This is a genomic window from Clostridium sp. AF15-41 (genome assembly GCF_003604095.1).
In the GTDB taxonomy this organism is placed as follows: Bacteria; Bacillota; Clostridia; order Lachnospirales; family Lachnospiraceae; genus Coprococcus.
Window position 1 is genome coordinate 17,523 of record NZ_QTMQ01000011.1, and the last position, 22,661, is coordinate 40,183.

The following is a 22,661-nucleotide window of genomic DNA, read 5'->3' on the forward strand; positions in this document are numbered from 1 at the left end:
CTGCTCCGTTTCTATATAAGTTTAATTACTAAACAATTCGTTTGAATTTCTTTTCCAGTTCTGTCTCTGTCATGGAGATCAGGGTTGGTCTGCCATGCGGACAGGTATATGGATTTTCAAGCTTCATCAACTGGTCGATCAGGGTGTCTGCCTCCTTAAAGCTAATGGAAGTATTCCCTTTTATCGCAGCTTTACACGCCATTGTGGAAAGTTTGCTGATAAAAGTGTCGATCGTCTGTTTCTGTCCGTTTTCGGATAACTCTCCGATAAATTCCAGGAACAGTTCCCTGCCGTCTAATCCGAACAAATTTGCCGGAACGGCTGACAGTTTATATTCCTTTCCTCCGAAGCCCTCGATCTGAAATCCCAGATTCTGGAAAAATTCCAGATTTTCCCGTAAGAACTCTGATTCTGTTCCGCTCAAGGATACGATCGCAGGCGGCATCAGGTACTGTGGAATGGCTGTCTTATTCTTATAGTTTGCCATTAATTCCTCAAATTTTACCTTTTCATGTGCGGCATGCTGATCCATGATAAAGAACTTGTCTTCATACTCGATCAGCCAGTATGTCTTAAATAACTGTCCGATGATCCTGTGCTTTTTCTTAGCTTCCGGTGTCAGAAACTTATCTTCAAACATATCCATCTGCTCATATTTGACCTTAGCTTCCGGGGTGATCGGTTCCTGTTCCTTCTGTTCTGATGTTTCGTTAGTCTGTACACCCGCTTCAGCAGGATTTGATGCTGTCTTTGTCGGTTGTGTCAAATACGGAACAATATTTTCAGCGACCATATTATTTGTGATATTTTTACCAGACTGTTTATCTTCTTTCAAATATTGGATTTCAACCGGCGAGCTACTTCTGTTTTCCATCGTAACAGATGGTGTCGGCTGCTCTGACTTCGCCTGTATATTTGAAACATCTGTTTGGTCTGCTCTATCCGGCTTTGACTGAACATCAGCAAGTTCAGGCGTTGACTGCATAATGGAAGATGCTGTCTGACCTAATGCACCACTTGTCATTGTCGGCGTTGGTTGAGCAGATATACCTGAATTTGCCGGTTGCATTGGCATGCTTGGCTTTTTCTGCTGCGCTGGCCTTGCCGGCTGCGGAGGAAGCTCTGCGGCTCTCCTGTTAGCTTCGAATGGCTCCGGGCGTTTCTCCACCTTGCGTTCTGCCAGTGTCTCCGGCCGCATATCCTTTCCCGGTGTAACAGTCGGGATCAGCTCTTTAAATAACAGGGCCTTTCTAACGCTGATATAAGTAAAATCATACATATCCGGTTCATTTATGAACTTCAATTCCCGTTTTGCAGGATGGATATTCACATCGATCAGAGATGGATCAATCTCAAAATTGATAACTGTAAATGGAAATTTATGAACCATAACAAAGGTACGATATGCATCTTCGATTGCCTTTGTTAATATATTGCTCTTTATATACCTTTGATTCACATAATAATCCTCGAATGAACGGTTACCTCTGGATATACTCGGTTTTGCAAGATATCCTGTGATCTTTACCTGATCATTTGCTGCATTGATCTCCAGAAGGTTATTCGTAATATCTCTACCATATATATGATAGATTATCTCTTTTAGTCTGCCGTTGCCGGATGTAAATAGCTTATCTGTCCCATTCATAATGAACTTAAATGAAACATCCGGATGTGACATTGCCATACGGCAGACAAGATCGTAAATATACGAGCCCTCTGTTGCAGGCGTCTTCATGAATTTCTTTCTGGCAGGTGTATTATAGAACAGATTTCTTACAACGATCGTTGTACCAAGCGGTGCGCCGATTTCCTCATTTGAGATCTCTTTTCCGCCATGGATCTGATATCTGGTTCCGGTAAGCGCATCTTCCTGCTTGGTGATCAGCTCTACCTGGGCAACTGCGGCTATACTAGATAACGCCTCGCCACGGAAGCCTAAGGATGCGATCTTTAACAGATCATCCGCCGTCTGAAGCTTGCTGGTTGCATGGCGAAGGAAGGCAACCGGGACTTCTTCTTTTGAGATACCGCATCCATTGTCTGTGATACGGATAAAACTCATTCCGCCTTCCTTGATCTCGATGGTGATCGCGGTTGCACCCGCATCGATGGAATTCTCCACTAATTCTTTTATAACCGAGCCGGGACGCTCGATCACTTCACCGGCTGCGATCTTATCAATTGTATATTGATCCAGTAATTTAATCATAGGTTCTCCTTAACGGATTCGCTCCTGTAATTCATTCAGGTATAACAATGCTTTCATCGGTGTCATGTTGGATAGATCCGCATTCTTGATCTCCTCTAAAATAGCACTTTCTTCCGGATTTGCCAGAAATGACATCTGGGTATCGGAAGCACTTTTATGAAAATCATTTGTTATCTTGATATCTTTTAATTTCGTCGTTATATCCGTATCGATAAGCTGGTTGCAGATCTCATTTGCACGATTGATCACGATATCCGGTACTCCGGCAAGCTTAGCTACCTGAATACCATAGCTTCGATCCGCTCCGCCTTTTACGATCTTTCGTAAGAATACGATATCATCACCGTCTTCTTTTACTGCAATACAGTAGTTATTTACAGAGGATAACTTACCCTCTAATTCTGTCAGCTCATGATAGTGGGTGGCAAATAACGTTTTTGCTCCAAGCAGTTCACTGTTACTGATATATTCCACAACTGCCCATGCAATACTAAGTCCGTCATATGTACTGGTTCCTCGTCCGATCTCATCTAAGATCAGCAGACTGTTCTTCGTTGCATTTCGAAGAATATTTGCAACCTCACTCATCTCTACCATGAAAGTGCTTTGCCCGCTTGCAAGATCATCGGATGCCCCTACTCTGGTGAAGATACGATCACAGATACCGATATTTGCTGAAGCAGCAGGAACAAAGCTTCCGATCTGCGCCATTAAAACGATCAGTGCCGTCTGACGCATATAGGTGGATTTACCAGCCATATTCGGTCCGGTTATGATCGATATCCTGCTCTCAAAATTATTCAGATAGGTGTCATTTGATATGAACATACCGTTGTTCATCATCTTCTCAACGACAGGATGGCGACCTTCTTTGATATCAATTACACCATCTTCGTTTATCTCCGGACGAACAAACTGATTGGCAAATGCCACATATGACAGCGAACAGAGACAGTCTAATAAAGCAATCTGTCTTGCTGTATTCTGCACACGCAGGATCTCACCCGCAATCTTATCTCTGAGCGCAATATAGGTTTCATATTCCAGTGCATATAATTTATCTTCAGAACCAAGAATCGAACCTGCAAGATTGTCCAGTTCTTCTGTTGTATATCGTTCTGAATTTGCAAGTGTCTGTTTTCTTATAAAATATTCAGGTACCAGATCCTTATAGGAATTAGTCACCTCAAAATAATAGCCAAATACTTTATTGAACTTGATGCGAAGATTCTTTATTCCTGTCTTCTGCTTTTCCCGTTCCTCCAATTCTGCAAGCCATGTCTTGCCATCTGTCTTTGCCGATTTTAAAGTATCAATTTCTTCCAGATAACCATCCTTGAAAATACCGCCTTCACGGATCAGTATCGGAGGATCGTCGTTGATCGAACGCTCTAACAGGTCATAAATATCCTGTAATTCATCCATTTTCTCATAAATATCTGCAAGAAGCCCATCCGGATAGATCTGTAAAAGCTGTCTGATATACGGCAGATATGAAAGGGATGTCTTAAATGCAATCATATCGCGCGGATTTGCGGATCGTAGGGAAATCCTTGTCATCAGTCGTTCCAGATCATAGATCGGGTTCAGATATTCCCGCATCTCATCACGATTGATCATATCATTATTTAACTGTTCTACTGCATCAAGTCTTGCTTCGATATCCTTTTTATATATCAAAGGCTGCTCGATCATGCTTCGAAGCATTCTCGCACCCATTGCTGTCTTGGTTTTATCCAATACCCATAACAAAGAACCTCGTTTCTGCTTGTCACGAAGTGTCTCACAAAGCTCCAGATTTCTTCTGGTTGCGGAATCAAGAATCATGAAATCGTCGATGGAATACAGCACGATATGATTGATATGTGCAAGGAAATTCTTCTGTGTCTCATGCAGATACTGAAGCAGGACTCCGGAGGATAAGATACAGTCAGGGAAATCCTTCAGTCCAAGCCCGTCCATATTATTAACGCCGAACTGCCTCATAATTGCATCTTCACATAGCATTTGATTGAAATAATGCTCCGGCGCTTCAGAAATGGAAATTTTCATTTTCTCCCTCAGATAAACGAAATCCAGATCACAATTCATGAAAGAATGATTGCCGATGATCTCGGCAGGAGAATATTTGTTGATCTCATCCGTAAGCTTTGATAAGGATGGAACTCTCGCTGTCTTAAACTCACCGGTCGTGATATCTACCAGTGAGATTCCGAATGCACCATCGTTTTCAAAAATACTCATCAGATAATTATTTCTTGTTTCATCAAGAATTGCATTTGACATATTTGTACCCGGTGTTACCACCCGGATAACCTCACGTTTTACTATGCCTTTTGCAAGCTTTGGATCTTCAACCTGTTCACAGATTGCTACCTTAAAACCATTCTCGATCAGCTTATTTAGGTAGACATCGCAGGCATGATATGGAACGCCACACATCGGTGCACGTTCCGGCTGTCCGCAGTCCCTTCCGGTCAAAGTGATCTCAAGAACCTTGGATGCGGTCAGGGCATCATCAAAAAACATTTCATAGAAATCACCAAGTCTGTAAAATAATATACAGTCCTTGTACTGATTCTTCACTTCCATATACTGCTGCATCATTGGTGTTAAAGCTGCCACTGTTTTTTACCCCTATTCTATAAATTCGGTTTATACAAGATTTCCCATATAATAAAAGCCTTTACATTCATCCAGCGAAACATCCCGGATCTCGCCGATCATAGACGGATCACCTTTAAAATGTACCAGAATATTATTTGACAGACGACCGGTTAAGAGTTCCGGATTCTGTTCGCTGACGCTTTCAATCAGTACAGGCATGACCTGACCTTTATAACGGCAGATCTCCTCACCGCTGATCTCTGATACTCGCTTGATCAGACGGTCAAAACGGTTCTGGATCTCTTCCTTTGTTGCATGATCCTCAAATGTTGCCGCCGGTGTTCCGGTGCGCTTGGAATATATAAATGTAAATGCTGTATCAAACCTTACCCGATTCACTACATCCATTGTCTCTAAGAAATCTTCTTCTGTTTCTCCGGGAAAACCGACAATAATATCGGTTGTAAGTGATATTTCAGGAATCTGTCTGCGGATCTTGTCTACTAATTCCAGATAAGATTCTTTTGTATAGCGACGATTCATCTGATTTAATATCCTGGATGAGCCGGACTGCATCGGAAGATGGATGTGACGGCAGATTTTTTCATTTGCCGCGATCACATCGATCAGTTCATCGGACAGATCCTTTGGATGGGAGGTCATAAAACGAACACGTTCAATTCCATCAACTTCTGTCACCTTCTGCAATAATTCGGCAAATGTCATCGGTTTCTCTAACGTCTTTCCATAAGAATTCACATTCTGACCAAGGAGCATGATCTCTTTTACACCCTCCTCTGAAAGCCGCTTAACCTCTCTTATGATGTCCTCCGGTTGTCTGCTGCGTTCTCTGCCTCTGACATATGGCACGATACAATATGTACAGAAATTATTGCATCCGAACATAATATTGACACCGGACTTAAACGGGAATTCCTTCTTAACCGGAAGATCTTCCACAACAAGATTGGTATCCTTCCAGATGTCCACTACCTGTCCGCCGGCTTCGATACGGTTGCAGTAGATTTCAGCCAGTTTGAATACATTATGCGTGCCAAATACCATATCTACAAATCGATATTTCTTTTGAATTGTAGCTACAACATCCGGTTCCTGCATCATACATCCGCAAAGCCCGATCATCTTATCTGGATGTGTCTCTTTGTCATGTTTCATGATTCCAAGATGTCCGTAGACTTTTCGATTCGCATTCTCACGGACTGTGCAGGTATTATATATAACAAGGTCTGCATCCTCAGAATCACTGCTTGTATATCCGATTTCTTCCAGAATACCGGTCAGCTTCTCGGAGTCTCTTACATTCATCTGACATCCATAGGTCTGGATCGAGCAGGTCAGGTTTCTTCCTGCTTTTTTCGCAAGCTCCCGGTAATACCCCCTTGCTTTTTTTATAAAATAATATTGCCGAAATGGTTCTTCGGCAGGACAAGGTTCTGTTATATCGATTGTATCTATTTTTTTATCAATTTCATTAATCATATTGTTCTCCGGTATGTGTTTAATGTTCTTGTTGAATTTTTGTATAAATTCGTTTTCGTTATTCTGATAAGTTTATTAACCAATATTCTTCTCCATAAAGCTGTATATCTCTGACGGAGTCAGAAGCTGATCCGGCCTTTCGTCAAATGATTCGCATGAAATCTCCGGCAACACCTGATAATCATAGGCAAATGCAACCGCAGTAAGTTCCGGATGAAGCTTCATATAACGGTCATAATATCCTCCACCATATCCGATCCGATGTCCGTTTTTATCAAATACAATTCCCGGAACGATCAGAATTCCTTCCGTCGGATGAAGCATATCACAGCCGACAGGCTCTAAGATGCCATATGCACCTACCTTTAGATCGCTCATTCCATGAATCCGATGAAAATGCATATGATCTCCGTATACCTTTGGCACAGCAACGATTTTGTCATCTGTAAGTGCCTGCTCTATAATCTCGATCGTATCCACTTCATTATCCTGACTGACATAGATCAGCAGATGATTGCAGTCTTTATATCCATCTGAATTCATAAATCGCTTCCTGATCTGTGCTGAAGCAGCGGTCACCTGCTCCGGTGTTAAGGCACGCCGCTTTTGTTTATATTGTTTTCTTAGTTCTGCTTTTGTCTGTTCCATCATACTTTTTTTGTTGGATCGATATCTTCCAGTCTGGTAATACTACCATCCGGTTCTTTGATATCAATGTTATTTAATACACTTCTCAGATTCTGCTTCATGGCAAAAATATATTCCTGTCTGAGATTTTTCTGTTCTTCCTTTTCAACCGACGTAAGTCCTGCCGGAGTCTTGGATTTCTTATATAATTCATTGATTCTTGCAATCTTTTTTTCGTCCATTCTTATTCACCTGTTCATTACTGTTATTTCTGAATCGTATACTGCTTCTGTTTGATCAGATACCATCTTATATATGATACAATGGTACACACTATATCCATTGCTACTGCAGATATTCCTTATGTGTAATGTATCTTACGACATCAAAATTCGGCTCTTTATATGCTTTAAATAAGGTTCCGACAGATTCGCCATTTAATGCCCGACCGAGATTCCCTATATCATCTCCTGATAAAATAAGCATATCTGCTCCTGAATTTGCAGCAATCTTCGCTGCAGAGATTTTTGTCGTCATACCACCGGTTCCATATCCGGAGCCGGCGCCCTTTGCCATTGCTTTGATCTTATCGTCGATACGTTCTACGACAGGGATCAATGTTGCATCCGGATTATTTCTCGGATCGTCCGTGTACAAGCCATCAATATCTGTCAATAATAATAAAAGGTCAGCATTGATCATGTTGGCTACGATAGCGGATAGGGTATCATTATCTCCAAAGTTTATATCCACTTCTTCAATTGCAACTGTATCATTCTCATTAACTACAGGAATAACATCCATTTGTAATAATTCATTAAAAGTATTTACAGCGTTATGTCTTCTTTCCTGAGATGTGATTACATCAAATGTCAGAAGAACCTGTGCTGCAATCTGGTGATATTCATAGAACAGGCGCTGGTATACCATCATGAGCTGTCCCTGTCCAACTGCTGCACATGCCTGTCTGAGTGATGTTGTCTTTGGTTTTTTCTGAAGCCCTAACGACTTCGAACCAACACCGATCGCACCGGAGGATACCAATACAACATCCTTATCCTGATTTTTCAGATCACTGATGATCCGTACCAGTTTTTCAAGTTTTATGTAATCAAGCCCACCCGTCTCCTCATGGATCAATGAAGATGAGCCGATCTTGATCACGATTCTTTTTTTATTTTTTAAGTATAAACGATCTTCCATTTTATATCTGAAACCTCACATTCTCTGATTTCCGGTTGATGCTTCCGGTATCATAAATTTCGACATAACCGCCTCAAAAACTTTTATTCCGTCAACGGCTGCGGATGTTATACCTCCCGCGTAACCTGCACCTTCTCCACAGGGATAAATACAAGTATGTGCAGATGTCAGATCTGCATCGCGTAGTATCTTTATCGGCGAAGATGTTCTTGCTTCCACGCCGCTTAATATTGCATCATCATCTGCAAAACCGGATATCACCCGGTCAAATGACAAAACACCATCTATTATAGCATCTCTGATATACTCTGGCAAACAACAATTCAGGTTGGAAAACGTATAAGCCCCCTTTATGCAAGGCTTGATCTTGCCGGCTATTTCAGACATTCTGTTCATTCTAAAATCACCGAAACGTTGTACCGGAACTGCTCCTTTTCCTGCCTGATACGCCTTTTCTTCAAGCTCTCTCTGAAAATACATACCGGCAAGCGGATGATCTCCCGGATAATCTTCCGGCGTAACATTCACAACGATCGCACTGTTTGAATTATCCGCTTTCCGATCACTGTAGCTCATACCATTGACACATATCCTTCCGGATTCTGAGGATGCATTTACAACGTAACCACCGGGACACATACAGAAGGAGTAGACCGCCCGTCCGTTTGCTGCCTGATGCACCAGCTTATAATCTGCTGTCGGCAGTAAATCTTCATAATCGGGATGATATCCATATTGTGCTTCATTGATAAAGGTTCTTGGATGTTCGATCCGGAGTCCCATTGCAAACGGCTTCTGTTCCATCGGAATTCCACGCTTATAGAGCATTTCAAAGGTATCTCTTGCACTGTGACCGATTGCAAGTATCACCGCATTGCTTTTTAATTCATATGTGTCTTCCGGTTTCAAAAGCTTCTTTATATGTAAGAGCGTTGTCTCAGAATCTATCACTTCTATATCTGTTACAAGCTGCTCAAATCGCACCTCTCCACCCAGCCTTATAATCTCATTTCTGATATTCTTGACTACAGTCAATAACACATCTGTACCGATATGAGGCTTATTCACATATAGGATTGACGGATCTGCACCAAATTCGACAAATGTCTTAAGAACCGCAGTCCTTCTTCCTGATTTATCCTTAATTACGGTATTCAATTTACCGTCAGAAAATGTTCCGGCTCCGCCTTCCCCAAACTGAACATTGCAGTTTGGATTTAACGGATGTTCCTTTTTCCAGTATCCATTTACACAGGCTGTTCGTTCATCAACCGCCATACCACGTTCCAGAATAATCGGTCGATAGCCCTCTCTTGCGAGAAAAAGTCCTGCAAACAAACCTGCCGGGCCGCTTCCGATAATAACCGGTCGATACTGCATCGGCGTAGTTCCCGGCTCCGGTATCAGGTATATCGTTTCTTTTGTTAACATAATATTGTTATTGTGAACTTTTTGCAATATTTTTTCTTCGTTGTCGCAAATTACATCTACAGCTGCCACATAATGGATCTGATCTTTTTTACGGCTGTCAATCGATAATTTGGCAATTTTATATGCAGGCACATACGAAAGCTTCAGATTTTTCTTAATTACAGCCTCTATATCATCTGCCGTATAGCCGATTTTCAATTTGATATTATTTATACGAATCATATATACTCTTTCCTGCTTTCATTCCTGTGATAACTGCCCACATAAGATTGTATCCGCCGCATTTACCATCTACATCTAATAGTTCTCCTGTAACATAACATCCGGGAACCATCTTTAATCCCATTGTTTCAGGATTTACAAATCTTGTGTCTGCTCCTCCGCGTGCTACCTGTGCCTCTGTAAACTCTGCTGTGTCCGTGATCTCAAACCGTAGATCAAAGAGTATACCTGCCAGCTCTACCAGTTCTTTTTCTGATAATTGCTGCACACTCTTTTTCTCTGTGCCGCATTTTTTTATTATATAGGCTCCGAGCTTTTCATGCACCAGTCCGTTCAGACAGGCCTGAATATTCCGCTCAGGATTGTTCTTTACAAATGTTCTCAGATACTTTAATACATCTTCTTTATTCATCGTCGGTATCGGTGATATGTGGAGCCTGACATGTTCGCCGGCTTCTAAGGCTTCACCGATGATATGGCTCTGGTTGAATACGACAATGCCGGAGATACAGGTATCAGTAAACTGTACCTCGCCAAATTCTTTCTCGTGATCAGAAGTCGAATTTTCTCCACATTCAACATAAACGCCTGCTTTGCATCGAACACCTGATAATTCAGATATATCTTCTGCGCATTTCACCTTACATAATGCCGGATGAAACTGATAAACAGGAACGCCTAACTGTTCCAGCAGATCTAAACCGGCATCTGTTCCTCCAAGAGCCGGGGCTGCCGATCCGCCACATGAAAGAACAACATTTTTTGTATGATACACGGCATAATCTGTTTTTATCTCATAGATATGATCCTTGTTTATGGATATCTCTGCAACCTGTTCTCCGGTATGGATCTCGATTTCATTCTTTTTCAGAACATCATTAAATGCCCATACAACAGTCGAAGCCTGTCTGGACATCGGGTAATAATATCCATTTTCATCTGATACCAATACACCCACCTGTTCAAAAAATGAAATTACTTTTTTATAATCATCCGCAGCGATTACCTTATAAGGGAAAAACTCATTGTTACTGAAATAACAGTTTATATCAAATGCCTGATTTGCGATATTACACTTTCCGTTTCCTGTCGCATAAATCTTCTTCCCGATCTTTTTATTTTTTTCAAGTAGCAGAATTTTAAGTTGTTTTTTCGATGCCGGATCAGTCTTTTTATCTGAAATCATATTCGGATCTGCTGCACAGGCAGCCGCTGTCATGCCGGATGCTCCCGCACCGATAACGATCATATCATATATCATTTGTTCTCTCCTTTTAAATCATCCCATATTCTAGCATTAACTGGAACATGATTCAAGGAAAGTAAATAATTCTTTCGCTTTTTGAAATTTTATTCCATTTTCTATTCGTTTTTTCATATTATTTTCCAATTGATCCATCCGAATGTCGGTAAATTCATATAAGCTTCCCTTTTCTGTAAAAACCGCAACATAACCATTCAGATCACTGACCAGAAAATGATAGTCTTTTTCTGCAGCTTCTTCTGTTTCGGAGTTTTCTTTTTTTGATATGGTTTCAACCGTCTCTACCCTGTCAACCGCATCCGTGGTTTCTTCTGAATCTGTTCTGTCAATCGTCCAGATATATTCTTCGATATTAGACTGTCCTTTCGTTGTATCATTGCATCCACGAGAATTCTTATAGATCGAATATGAACAGTAAAATGAAAATAAAAAAAGTAACACCGCTCCACCGATCAAAAAAAGCACTTTTTTCATAATAATCACCTCTTATCAGTGATTATCTGCATTTTACGGCTAAATATACAAAAAGATGCCTGCCATATCATAACCGATATGACAGACATCTTAAAAGTCTGATTAAATTTTAGTTCCAGGTTACACTGTCTGCTTTATCTTTTTCAAAAACAGTTACCCATGTTTTTCCCGGATTCAGTTTTAATTCATTGCCGTCTTCTGTGTAGTACTTTGTTATAGCATTTTCAGAAGATTTTTTCCATGTTACAGGAATGATCACACCATTTGATGCGTAAAGGCCTGTGCCTTCACCGACCAGATCAAGCTGCTGTCTGTCGTGATCGTCAATGCTTGTATAATGAGCAAACTGGATCAGGACGTTTTCATACTTAAGCTGTTCGCCTGTATTTCCATCGGTCTGTTCTCCGCCATACTGGAATCTGTAATAGAGACCATCATCAGCATGATATTCAAACCAAGGTGATGTATAGTTGCTGATTGGTGTCTTGATCTCGTTAGCGGTTTCCCCACCGGCAGGTGTTGTGATCTCATCATTGAATGAAAATACACTTTCAAAGCTGTCGCTGTGTTTTGTTTCATAGCCCTTCTGTTCGATTCCGGCTTTGATCTTCTCGGTATCTGTGAATACATTATGTGGAGATACCCGGTCAGATGCTCTGTAGTATGTTACGCCACCTTCTGAGCTTAAGCCACTCAGATTATTGATCCCTGAGCTTGCAAGCTTATCTTCTCCCTGTGGAGACTGACCATAATGCATGTAGATAGCATCATATTCCATAGCAACTGTTACATAATATGGACGGCAGCTTCTGATTGAACCCAGTTTTTCAAGATTGGAATAATCATTGAAGATTCCAAGCAAACGTGTGATTCCACCTTCTACCTTCATCTCATAAACAATATCTGCCTTTCCTATATCACACTGCGGCATTGCGTCAGAAATGTTATTTAACATAACCGCGATCGGGCGTCCATATTCTTCTGTACGGTCTGTAACCCATTCTCCGGTCAGGTCGTTGTACACGCCCTCATGCTGAGCTTCTGTTGTTGCCTCTGTAGTTGCTTCTGTTGTTGCTTCTGTCGTTGTGGTTTCTGTGGTTCCTTCTGTTGATGTCTCTTTCTTTCCACATCCCATAACACCAAGTGATAAAACTCCTAATGCTGCTAATGCAATTGCATATTTAGTTTTCTTCATAATCCCTTGTGTATCCTTTCTCATTAAGTATTTGTTCCTGAAGATCTTCCATCTGTTTGCGTTCTTCTTCATCTATATGATCATAACCAAATAAATGAAGCATACTGTGTGCAACCAGAAATGCCAGTTCTCTGGTGTTCGAGTGATTGTAACTTTTTGCCTGTTCATATACTCGATCCATGGAAATAATAATATCTCCAAGCATCAGTTCTCCTGATTCCGGATTGAAATAATCACAGGTATCCCCGTCTACAACACTAAAATCTCCGGGTTCTTTATAATCAATCAGAGGAAATGACAGCACATCTGTAGGTGCATCGATATTTCTCTGACAATTATTGATAGTCTGTATGCCCGAATTGTCTGTGAGTAATACATAAATCTCACATTCATATGGGCATTTGATAAAATCCAGCGCCTGTCCGATCACAGTCTCTATTACATGTTCATAATCAGGCACACGGATCTCTCCGAATTCATTTTCAATATTTAAAGACATTGTACATCCTTACCTTTTTCTCTTATTATTGCGGTTATCTCCGTAACGCTTGCTGTCACTTATCTCATGCTTTGTCTGATCGGATCTTTTCTTCTGTCTGTTCTGCTTTTCCTCATACACTTCGTAGGCATTGACAATCTTCTGTACAAGCGGATGTCTCACAACATCAAGACTTGTCAGATGACAAACACTGATTTCTTCGATGTTTTTAATAACCATCAGTGCAACTTCAAGTCCGGATCTTGTCTCAAACGGAAGATCTTTCTGTGAAAGGTCACCGGTAATGATGGCTTTTGATCCAAATCCGATACGGGTTAAGAACATTTTCATCTGTGCAGGAGTTGTATTCTGTGCCTCATCAAGCACGATGTACGCATTATCCAGAGTTCGGCCTCGCATATACGCAAGTGGGGCAACCTCGATCAATCCTTTTTCCATATTTTTAGCGAAAGATTCCGGTCCCATGATCTCATAGAGCGCATCATAAAGCGGTCTTAAATAAGGATCGACCTTGCTTTGCAGATCGCCGGGCAGAAAACCTAATTTCTCGCCTGCTTCGATCGCCGGACGTGTCAATATAATACGATTCACTTCACCGTTTTTGAATGCAGTGATCGCTTTCGCCATTGCCAGATATGTCTTACCGGTTCCGGCAGGACCTACACCGAATACGATCATGGATTTATCGATTGCATTTACATATGCTTTCTGTCCGTGTGTTTTTGGTTTGATCGGTTTGCCGTTGATCGTATGACAAATGATATCCCGATCCAACTCAGCGATATTTTCCTGTGTTTCCTGAGGATGATCCTTAGACATGGCTATCGTATAATCGACCTTCTGTTCATCAATCGCAGTACCTCTGGCTGCAACTGCAAATAACTGGATCAGTACATGAACCGCCTGCTCCACGTCTTTTTCTTCTCCTGAAATCTTCAGCTTATCATCGCGCAGGATCATAGAAACATGAAATGCTTTTTCAATTTTTTTTGCATGTACATCAAATTGTCCAAATACATTTTGAACGTATTCGGACATAACAGTAATTGATTTGCTGAATTCACTCAAGTGTCTGCTCCTCACTTATTATCTGTAATTCATGCGGGACACCGATCAGCTGTTTTACAGTGATATCTCCAACTGCATGGCATGCGTCCTCGCTACATGTTATTTTAACATTTTTTTCTATTATTTGCACCCCTTTTTCTTGCAAATTGCCAATATAGTGATTTAATTTTTCCTGCATTTTATCTGTAGCATCTTTTTCGGACAATTTTTTCATCATCAATGTGTATTCTTTGACTGTAGTCTTTTTTATCTCAAATGGCAGATAAAGATTTTTTCCTATGTGTAATCTCTTATCATCACTTAATCGGTCGAATGTATCATAAGGACATTTCGGTACATAAGGGGTAAAATCATACTTTAACAATCCAAAGGAATAATATTTTTTCTCGTTTCCGGTATACTCTTTCACATAATTTGTTCTTGGTATACTTTCATCATAATGATACACGCAGATGCCATAAACCTCTCCCTCTGCCGACACATAATTTGTATCCATCACTTCGTTATTGTCATCATACAGATAGACAGCTCCGGATATCAGGACATCCCCTTTTTTTACGTCATCCCCTGATTTAACCACCGGTGTACCGGAAGCGGTTACGATCTCTGCGATCGTACAGTTCTTTGATGCAACGATGTTGCATGGTCCTTTCATGGAGGTGTCCGTACATACATTCAATGTTTCCGTAATCTCTACAGACAACTTTGTTCCTGTAAGCGCACATGATATCCATGCGATATCTTCAAAATCTTTTCGGAGGTTCTTCTCAAGCTCGGCGCAATCTACTTTTGATTTCGGAGTTCCTGTCTGCACATAATATTCATTGATATGCTGTAGTATCTCATCCGATGTATAATCTGATTCACCGGAAACGGAAATTTCCCATATAAATAACGATTGTATATAGACCAGAATTGTAAACAAGATAAACCCAATCACAAACGGAATTCTTTTTTTATTTTTTCGAATAAACTGTCGGATACCATATTCTTTCAGAATTTCGACTTCACTTCCGGTTTTGAGTGCCGGCTCTTTTAAGTGCGCTATATCCTTAGAGGCAACAAAAAAGAAGATTTCATTCTCTTTCTGCTCCAGATCCCAAAGTTTAATATCTCTCGCTTTGCATAGATTAACAAAACGGTTGATATGAATGCCGCGAAGATGAATTTTTGCAAAGCCATACAGATACCTTAATATAATATCAAACATCCGGTTTCTCCCTTCTATGTACACAACATTATCATTCATAATTGATATATAGAATATTGCCTGATATCTTCAGTTCTTCCGGGCAGTAATATTCAATTTTCAGGCAAATTCCATTTATCGATATGGTATTCTTTTTAGTTTTAACAAGGATCTGAGTATCTGAACAGGATATAATACATTTATAGTTTTCAATATAGATAATGTGGTTATCATGAATTGTGATTTTAGACGAACTTTTTTTAATGTCCGGTGTGACATCCGGCACATCATATAGACTGTTATGATTAAATGGAAGCTGCATGATCTGATACCCAATTGACTTTATATCTATACTATGTTGGTTGGGTATCGGATTATGACTTACTCTTTATTCTCTTTAAGATTATGGACACAGATAAAATTAACCAGAACGGCATTTCCTACAATCAATCCATAGGTAACTGCCTTAAATATATTTCCGGTCATATCGCCAAATGCAAAAATACTTAAGATCAGTGCTCCCCAGGCAAAGATTATTGCAAGAATATTAATTGCGTTTTTCATATTCGTTTGTCCCTTTCGTTTTTGTATATTAATTTCATCATATATTATAGTGATGTCAGCGTCAACTTTTTTGTGTTTGTAAGAACATTTCATGTTCTTACACCGCACCATCATACCTAATTGTTTCGCATACGTTTTATATATTCTTTTTTTGCGTAAGTGAGCCAAGCACAGATAGATACTTCCGTAACCACAAGAAAATTACTTTGTAATTTTCTTGTGGTTATCGCGGCAGTCGCCGAGGTCTCGTGTAAACACAGACTTCGGCTCGTTGCTCGCGTAAAAAAAGAGTACCGATTGCTCGGTACTCAAAAAAATCATATTTACTAATCCAAACTATAGATTATTTATATTTGCGCTTTCTAGCTGCCTCTGATTTCTTTTTACGTCTAACGCTTGGCTTTTCGTAATGTTCTCTCTTACGAATCTCCTGCTGGATACCAGCCTTCGCACAATTTCTCTTGAATCTGCGAAGAGCGCTATCTAATGTTTCGTTTTCTTTAACTATTACATTTGACATTCTCTCACCTGACCTCCCTCCAGTTGTGTACTATGCTAATAAAATAACAACTGTTTGGGTATTATTTAAGCACGAAGTCAATTATAACATATATTATTAAAACGTCAACAAAAAATTTTATTATTTTCTATTTTTCTATTTTTAGGCATTTAACTGTTCTTTGGCTGTTTCAACTGCTTTTGCAAGTGCATCTACAATACCGGCAGGATTCTTTCCCCCGGCCTGAGCCATGTTTGGACGACCACCGCCGCCACCGCCTACAAGTGCTGCAGACGCTTTGATAATATTTCCTGCATGTGCTCCCTTCTTTACAGCATCGTCTGTTGCCATAGCGATCAGATTTACCTTGCCATCCTTTGCGGAAGCAAGAATGATAACCGATGTACCAAGCTTGTTCTTGAAATCATCACCCAGATTACGAAGTGCGTTCATATCGGTATCTTCTACGCTGGTAGCAAGAACCTTTACGCCATTTATATCTATTGCATCTGCAAGTGCATCTCCGGCAGAATTCTTTGCCAGCTTATCCTTCAGCTTGGAATTTTCAGATGTCAGCGCCTTGATCTCAGCGAGCATTGTCTCGATCTTTTCAGCCAGCTTTGCAGGTTCAACTTTTGCTGCCTTTGCTGCTGCTTTCAACTCGTCTTCCATCTCTTTATAATAATTAAATGCGCCAACAGAAGTCAGTGCTTCAATTCTTCTGACACCGGCAGCAACACCCATTTCAGAGATGATCTTAAATGTACCGATCACACCGGTATTCGGAACATGAGTACCACCACAGAATTCAACGGAGAAGTCATCCATAGATACAACACGAACCTTCTCGCCGTACTTGTCACCAAACAATGCCATAGCACCTGTCTTCTTGGCATCTTCAATACTCATAACCTCTGTCTTAACCTTAAGGTCTTTATCAATCTGTTCATTTACGATTGCTTCAACCTTGGCGATTTCCTCAGGAGTCATAGCCTGAAAATGTGTAAAGTCGAATCTTAAACGGTCTTCGGATACATAAGAACCAGCCTGTTCTACATGATCACCAAGGACCATCTTTAAGGCTTTCTGGAGCAGATGTGTAGCGGAATGATTCTTACAGATCAGTGCACGTCTGTCTGCTGTTACAGAAAGCTTCGCTGTGCTTCCATTCTTTAATTCACCGGATTCAACATAGCCAAGATGTGCGATCTTATCACCGGCAACCTTGATCGTATCTTTAACGATGAAACGTCCGCTCTCTGTCTCGATCACACCGGCATCACCGATCTGGCCACCCATAGTAGCATAAAATGGTGTCTCTGCTGTGATGATCGAACCGTTTGTGCCTTCGGAAATAACATCAACCAGTTCGGATGTTACCTGATCGCCTTCTTTATATTCTGCTGTTATGGCAATGATATTGGAAGATGCTTCTACCTTGTCATAACCAATGAATTTACTTGTAAGAGCTGTGTCGATGTCTTCATAAATAGTTGAATCTGCTCCCATGTAGTTTGATACTTTTCTTGATTTACGAGCAGTCTCTCTCTGCTTGTCCATAGCCTTATTAAAGCCTTCGGTATCAACCTCGATACCCTTTTCTTCCAGAATCTCTTTTGTAAGATCAAGAGGAAAACCATAGGTATCATATAACTTAAATGCATTTTCGCCATTTAATACTTTTTTGCCGCTGTTATTTAACTCCTCAACGAAGCCGTTCAGGATTGATAAGCCCTGATCGATCGTCTTATTGAAGTTTTCTTCTTCTGTATTGATACAGGTAAAGATATGTGCTTTCTTTTCTTCCAACTCCGGATATGCATCCTTAGAAACCTCGATCACTGTCTTTGAAAGCTCTGCAAGGAATCTGCCTTCGATACCAAGTAATCTGCCATGTCTTGCTGCACGACGGAGAAGACGTCTTAATACATAACCTCGTCCTTCATTTGATGGAAGGATACCGTCAGATGCCATAAAGGTAACAGAACGGATATGGTCGGTAATAACACGGATCGAGACATCTGTCTTCTCATCTTCCATGTACTTTACGCCAGCCATCTCACATACTTTATCACGTAACGCTTTGATCGTATCAACGTCAAAGATGGAATCTACATCCTGAACAACAACAGCCAGACGCTCCAGTCCCATACCGGTATCGATATTCTTCTGAACCAGTTCTGTATAGTTATTATGGCCGTCATTTTCAAACTGGGTAAATACGTTGTTCCATACTTCCATGTAACGGTCACAGTCACAACCTACTGTACAGCCAGGCTTACCGCATCCGTACTTTTCGCCTCTGTCATAATAGATTTCGGAACATGGACCACAAGGACCTGCGCCATGCTCCCAGAAGTTATCTTCTTTCCCAAAACGGAAGATTCTCTCCGGTGCAATTCCAATCTCTTTATTCCAGATATCAAATGCTTCGTCATCATCCTCGTAGATAGATGGATATAAACGATTTTCATCTAAGCCTACAACCTTGGTCAGGAACTCCCATGACCATGAAATTGCTTCATGCTTGAAGTAATCGCCGAATGAGAAGTTACCTAACATCTCAAAGAATGTACCATGTCTTGCAGTCTTACCTACATTTTCGATATCTCCGGTACGGATACACTTCTGGCAGGTGGTCACACGTCTTCTTGGCGGGATCTCCTGTCCTGTAAAGTAAGGCTTTAATGGTGCCATACCTGAGTTGATCAATAACAAACTATTATCATTATGTGGAATCAGTGAGAAACTGTTCATCTTTAGATGTCCCTTGCTCTCAAAAAATTCCAGAAACATTTTTCTTAACTGATTTACGCCATATTTTTCCACTGTTTTCTCCTCCTACCTTCTATCAGCCAGTTCTTTGGTAATATCAGTCCAACTGACACCTCTTTCAACCATAAGAACCATAAGGTGATACAGGAAATCTGATATCTCATATTTTATTTCATCTGAATCAGGATTCTTGGCAGCAATTACAATCTCTGTTGCCTCTTCGCCAACCTTTTTCAGTATTTTGTCAATTCCTTTGTCAAACAGATAATTTGTATAGGAACCTTCCTTTGGATGATTTCTTCTGTCAACGATAATATCGTATTCTTCTTCAAATACCTTTAACGGATTGGTATTATCGTATTCCTTCTTAACCAGATCAGTAAAGAAGCAGGTCGGGCTGCCGGTGTGGCATGCTGCACCAATCTGGGAAACCTCTGCAAGCAGGGTATCTTTATCACAGTCTAATTTTAATGATTTTAAGAACTGGAAATGACCGGATGTCTCTCCCTTTGTCCAAAGCTCCTGTCTGCTTCTGCTGTAATATGTCATTCTGCCGGTTGCAATCGTCTTTTCAAAGGAATCCTTATTCATGTATGCCATCATAAGAACTTCCCCGGTCTTATAATGCTGTGTGATACATGGAATCAGCCCGTCAGAATTCAGCTTGAATTCATCAAAGGATACTGCACTTTCAAATGTATTAACCGGAATGCCTTCTTTTCTGCATTCCTGCTTTATCTCCATTATATCCATTTGTTTCAGATTATATAAAGAAATGGATTCAGCATTTGTCTTTTCAAGCATCTCACAGATTGCTTCCCCATTTGTTGAATAGGTGGAAACAATAACAGGAAGTGCTACACGATTTTTGATCTCATTTACGATATCCATATATTCCGGAACCATATTATTATGTAATAACAGGAGCTCACCTGCTCCGAGTTCCTTAAGCTGCTCTGCATAGGCTACAGGCTCTTTACATTCGCTCAGGTCGATCGTTACGATGATACGTTCTGAACCAAAACGGTCAGCGGCTTCCGTTACAAGCTCCGGTGTATTTAATGCTGCTGATTTCATACAAACCTTGGAAGCACCTGCGTATAACATCTTCTTGATATCTTCCAGTCTTCTTACTCCACCACATGCGATCAATGGAATATCGACATTCTTGCAGATCTCTTTGATAACTGCAATATTCGCTTCTCTGCCTTCCTTTGTTGCTTTACTGTCAAAATATGCAATCTCATCTGCACCGGCATCGTTATAGAACTTTGCCATTTCGAGTGCATTCTCAAGATCCAGACATGGAATAATTTTCTTATAACTCATAGTACCTCCTTAAAGTGAACCTTTGGTAGATAACACTTTACCATTTAATCTGTCGTCTATAGAAGTTGCTTCATCTAAAGCTTTTGCAAATGCCTTAAAAGCTGCTTCGATGATATGATGGTCATTGGAACCGGAGAACTGCTTCAGATTCAGGTTCATCTCTGCTCCATAGGATACTGCATAGAAGAATTCCTTTACCATCTGTGTATCAAAATATCCAACCCGTTCTGTTGTCAGGTTCAGATCATAAACAAGGTATGGTCTTCCGGAAAGGTCGATCGCACACATAACAAGCGTTTCATCCATAGGAAGAAAGAAATTACCGAAACGCTTAATGGATTTCTTATCTCCAAGCGCACCCTTGATCGCTTTTCCGAGAACAATTCCCGTATCCTCGATCGTATGATGACAATCCACATACAGATCACCTTTTACAGTCAGATTCAGATCAAAGAATCCGTGTTTGGCAAAGCTTGTCAGCATATGATCGAAAAATCCGATACCGGTATCGATCTTTGCATTTCCCTTTCCATCCAGATTTAATTCCAGAACAATATCTGTCTCGCTGGTTTTTCTTGTGCATTTTACTGCTCTATCCGCCATATCTTTTCTCCCTTGTTTTTATACATTTTTCTTCCGATACTTTGGCAACTACAAGCACAGGCGGACTGATAATACAGACGCCTGTGCAATCTTGGTTTCATATTATACCACTATTCAAATCTTACTGCAATAGAATTAGCATGTGCTGTAAGCTGCTCTGATTTTGCAAAGCTTTCAATGTCCTCATGTACCTCTTCAAGAGCTTCTCTGGAATAATAGATGATACTGGATTTCTTAATGAAATCATCCACACTTAACGGGGAGAAGAACTTCGCTGTTCCGTTTGTTGGAAGTACATGGTTCGGTCCGGCAAAATAATCACCCAATGGTTCGGATGAATATTCACCGATGAAGATCGCACCGGCATTCTTGATTCTTGTCATGACATCAAATGGATTTGCAGTTACAATCTCCAGATGTTCGGAGGCAATTGCATTTGCTGTTTCAACCGCATCTGCCATATTATCGGCTAATAAGATGTAGCCGTATGTATCAATAGATTTCCGTATGATCTCTTTTCTGGATAATACTTCTATAAATTCATCAACCTGTGCTGATACCTTTTCGGCAAGTTCTTTTGAAGTTGTGATCAGAATGGCGGATGCCATCTCATCATGTTCGGCCTGCGATAACAGATCGGCAGCAACATATCTTGGATTTGCAGTCTCATCTGCAATTACAAGGATCTCGGATGGACCTGCGATCGAATCGATGCTGACATGTCCGTATACCGCACGTTTTGCAAGTGCAACGAAGATATTTCCGGGTCCTACGATCTTATCAACCTTTGGAATGGATTCCGTTCCATATGCAAGAGCCGCGATTGCCTGTGCGCCGCCTGCCTTGTAGATAGCAGTCGCACCGGCTTCATTTGCTGCAACCAGTGTAGTCGCATATACTTCACCCTCGCTGTTACAAGGAGTGGTCATTATAATATTTTTAACACCTGCTACCTTTGCAGGCATAATGTTCATCAATACGGAAGATGGATACACAGCTTTTCCGCCCGGTACATATACTCCGACAGATTCCAATGCTGTTACCTTCTGTCCAAGCATGATACCTTTCGGATCAGAATCAAACCAGCTGTACTGACGCTGTTTTTCGTGATAGGTACGAATGTTTTCTTTTGCTTTTCTGATAACCTCGATCAGCTTCTCATCAACCTGTGTATAAGCATATTCAATCTCTTCTTTTGTAACCAGAACATTTCCGGCATTGATATCTGCTTTATCAAACTGCTTTGTATATCCAAATAACGCCTCGTCTCCACGATCTCTGACATCATTTACGATCTTCTCTACTGTATCTGCATAAGATCCAAAATTGCTTGGGCTTCTTTTTAACAGATCTTTTAAAATGTTCTTTCTGGTTTCTTCCGTCAGATTTACAATTCTCAT

19 protein-coding genes are annotated in these 22,661 nt (G+C 40.7%); all 19 read right to left on the minus strand.

Annotation, left to right across the window (positions count from 1 at the left end; translation table 11 throughout):
• Nucleotides 1–28 precede the first annotated feature (28 nt).
• Nucleotides 29–2,212 (minus strand): DNA mismatch repair endonuclease MutL, encoded by a 2,184-nt coding sequence (gene mutL, locus DWW43_RS08705; protein WP_119963322.1) that lies wholly within the window; start codon nucleotides 2,210–2,212, stop codon nucleotides 29–31.
• A 9-nt stretch (nucleotides 2,213–2,221) separates the two neighbouring features.
• Entirely contained in the window at nucleotides 2,222–4,819 is a 2,598-nt protein-coding gene (gene mutS, locus DWW43_RS08710; protein WP_207666010.1) for a DNA mismatch repair protein MutS, read from the minus strand.
• Between the two features lie 48 nt (nucleotides 4,820–4,867).
• Nucleotides 4,868–6,319 (minus strand): tRNA (N6-isopentenyl adenosine(37)-C2)-methylthiotransferase MiaB, encoded by a 1,452-nt coding sequence (gene miaB / locus DWW43_RS08715; RefSeq protein WP_008400832.1) that lies wholly within the window; start codon nucleotides 6,317–6,319, stop codon nucleotides 4,868–4,870.
• A gap of 75 nt (nucleotides 6,320–6,394) precedes the next feature.
• Nucleotides 6,395–6,970: a 5-formyltetrahydrofolate cyclo-ligase gene (locus tag DWW43_RS08720; protein WP_008400830.1), complete on the minus strand. Its 576-nt coding sequence runs from the start codon at nucleotides 6,968–6,970 to the stop codon at nucleotides 6,395–6,397.
• Nucleotides 6,967–7,188 carry a DUF896 domain-containing protein gene (locus tag DWW43_RS08725; RefSeq protein WP_119963324.1) on the minus strand — a complete coding sequence of 74 codons (222 nt, stop codon included), beginning with the start codon at nucleotides 7,186–7,188 and terminating at the stop codon, nucleotides 6,967–6,969. Before DWW43_RS08725 ends, DWW43_RS08720 begins: the two co-directional genes overlap by 4 nt.
• Before the next feature lie 103 nt (nucleotides 7,189–7,291).
• Nucleotides 7,292–8,149, minus strand: a complete 858-nt coding sequence (gene proB, locus DWW43_RS08730) for a glutamate 5-kinase (RefSeq protein WP_008400827.1) — start codon at nucleotides 8,147–8,149, stop codon at nucleotides 7,292–7,294.
• A 15-nt stretch (nucleotides 8,150–8,164) separates the two neighbouring features.
• On the minus strand, nucleotides 8,165–9,802 hold the full coding sequence (locus DWW43_RS08735; protein ID WP_119963325.1) for an FAD-dependent protein: 1,638 nt from the start codon (nucleotides 9,800–9,802) through the stop codon (nucleotides 8,165–8,167).
• Nucleotides 9,786–11,063, minus strand: a complete 1,278-nt coding sequence (locus tag DWW43_RS08740; protein WP_119963326.1) for an aminoacetone oxidase family FAD-binding enzyme — start codon at nucleotides 11,061–11,063, stop codon at nucleotides 9,786–9,788. Before DWW43_RS08740 ends, DWW43_RS08735 begins: the two co-directional genes overlap by 17 nt.
• Before the next feature lie 36 nt (nucleotides 11,064–11,099).
• Nucleotides 11,100–11,540 (minus strand): hypothetical protein, encoded by a 441-nt coding sequence (locus DWW43_RS08745; RefSeq protein WP_008400824.1) that lies wholly within the window; start codon nucleotides 11,538–11,540, stop codon nucleotides 11,100–11,102.
• Nucleotides 11,541–11,649: 109 nt separating this feature from the next.
• Nucleotides 11,650–12,735, minus strand: coding sequence for a DUF3048 domain-containing protein (locus DWW43_RS08750; protein ID WP_008400822.1), 1,086 nt, complete (start codon nucleotides 12,733–12,735; stop codon nucleotides 11,650–11,652).
• Complete coding sequence (gene ybeY, locus DWW43_RS08755; RefSeq protein WP_008400821.1) at nucleotides 12,722–13,234, minus strand: rRNA maturation RNase YbeY; 513 nt, start codon at nucleotides 13,232–13,234, stop codon at nucleotides 12,722–12,724. Before ybeY ends, DWW43_RS08750 begins: the two co-directional genes overlap by 14 nt.
• 9 nt (nucleotides 13,235–13,243) lie before the next feature.
• Nucleotides 13,244–14,272, minus strand: a complete 1,029-nt coding sequence (locus tag DWW43_RS08760; protein ID WP_119963367.1) for a PhoH family protein — start codon at nucleotides 14,270–14,272, stop codon at nucleotides 13,244–13,246.
• A 22-nt stretch (nucleotides 14,273–14,294) separates the two neighbouring features.
• Nucleotides 14,295–15,512: a sporulation protein YqfD gene (locus DWW43_RS08765; RefSeq protein WP_165853048.1), complete on the minus strand. Its 1,218-nt coding sequence runs from the start codon at nucleotides 15,510–15,512 to the stop codon at nucleotides 14,295–14,297.
• Between the two features lie 360 nt (nucleotides 15,513–15,872).
• Nucleotides 15,873–16,055: a hypothetical protein gene (locus DWW43_RS08775; protein ID WP_119963328.1), complete on the minus strand. Its 183-nt coding sequence runs from the start codon at nucleotides 16,053–16,055 to the stop codon at nucleotides 15,873–15,875.
• A gap of 343 nt (nucleotides 16,056–16,398) precedes the next feature.
• Nucleotides 16,399–16,575 carry a 30S ribosomal protein S21 gene (gene rpsU / locus DWW43_RS08780; RefSeq protein ID WP_008400815.1) on the minus strand — a complete coding sequence of 59 codons (177 nt, stop codon included), beginning with the start codon at nucleotides 16,573–16,575 and terminating at the stop codon, nucleotides 16,399–16,401.
• A 141-nt stretch (nucleotides 16,576–16,716) separates the two neighbouring features.
• Entirely contained in the window at nucleotides 16,717–19,350 is a 2,634-nt protein-coding gene (gene alaS / locus DWW43_RS08785) for an alanine--tRNA ligase (RefSeq protein WP_347475259.1), read from the minus strand.
• Nucleotides 19,351–19,395: 45 nt separating this feature from the next.
• The gene (gene hisIE, locus DWW43_RS08790) at nucleotides 19,396–20,658 is read right to left on the minus strand and encodes a bifunctional phosphoribosyl-AMP cyclohydrolase/phosphoribosyl-ATP diphosphatase HisIE (protein WP_119963330.1); all 1,263 of its coding nucleotides are present in this window, start codon (nucleotides 20,656–20,658) and stop codon (nucleotides 19,396–19,398) included.
• Between the two features lie 9 nt (nucleotides 20,659–20,667).
• Nucleotides 20,668–21,261, minus strand: coding sequence for an imidazoleglycerol-phosphate dehydratase HisB (gene hisB / locus DWW43_RS08795; RefSeq protein WP_008400811.1), 594 nt, complete (start codon nucleotides 21,259–21,261; stop codon nucleotides 20,668–20,670).
• A gap of 110 nt (nucleotides 21,262–21,371) precedes the next feature.
• Complete coding sequence (hisD, locus tag DWW43_RS08800) at nucleotides 21,372–22,661, minus strand: histidinol dehydrogenase (protein ID WP_008400809.1); 1,290 nt, start codon at nucleotides 22,659–22,661, stop codon at nucleotides 21,372–21,374.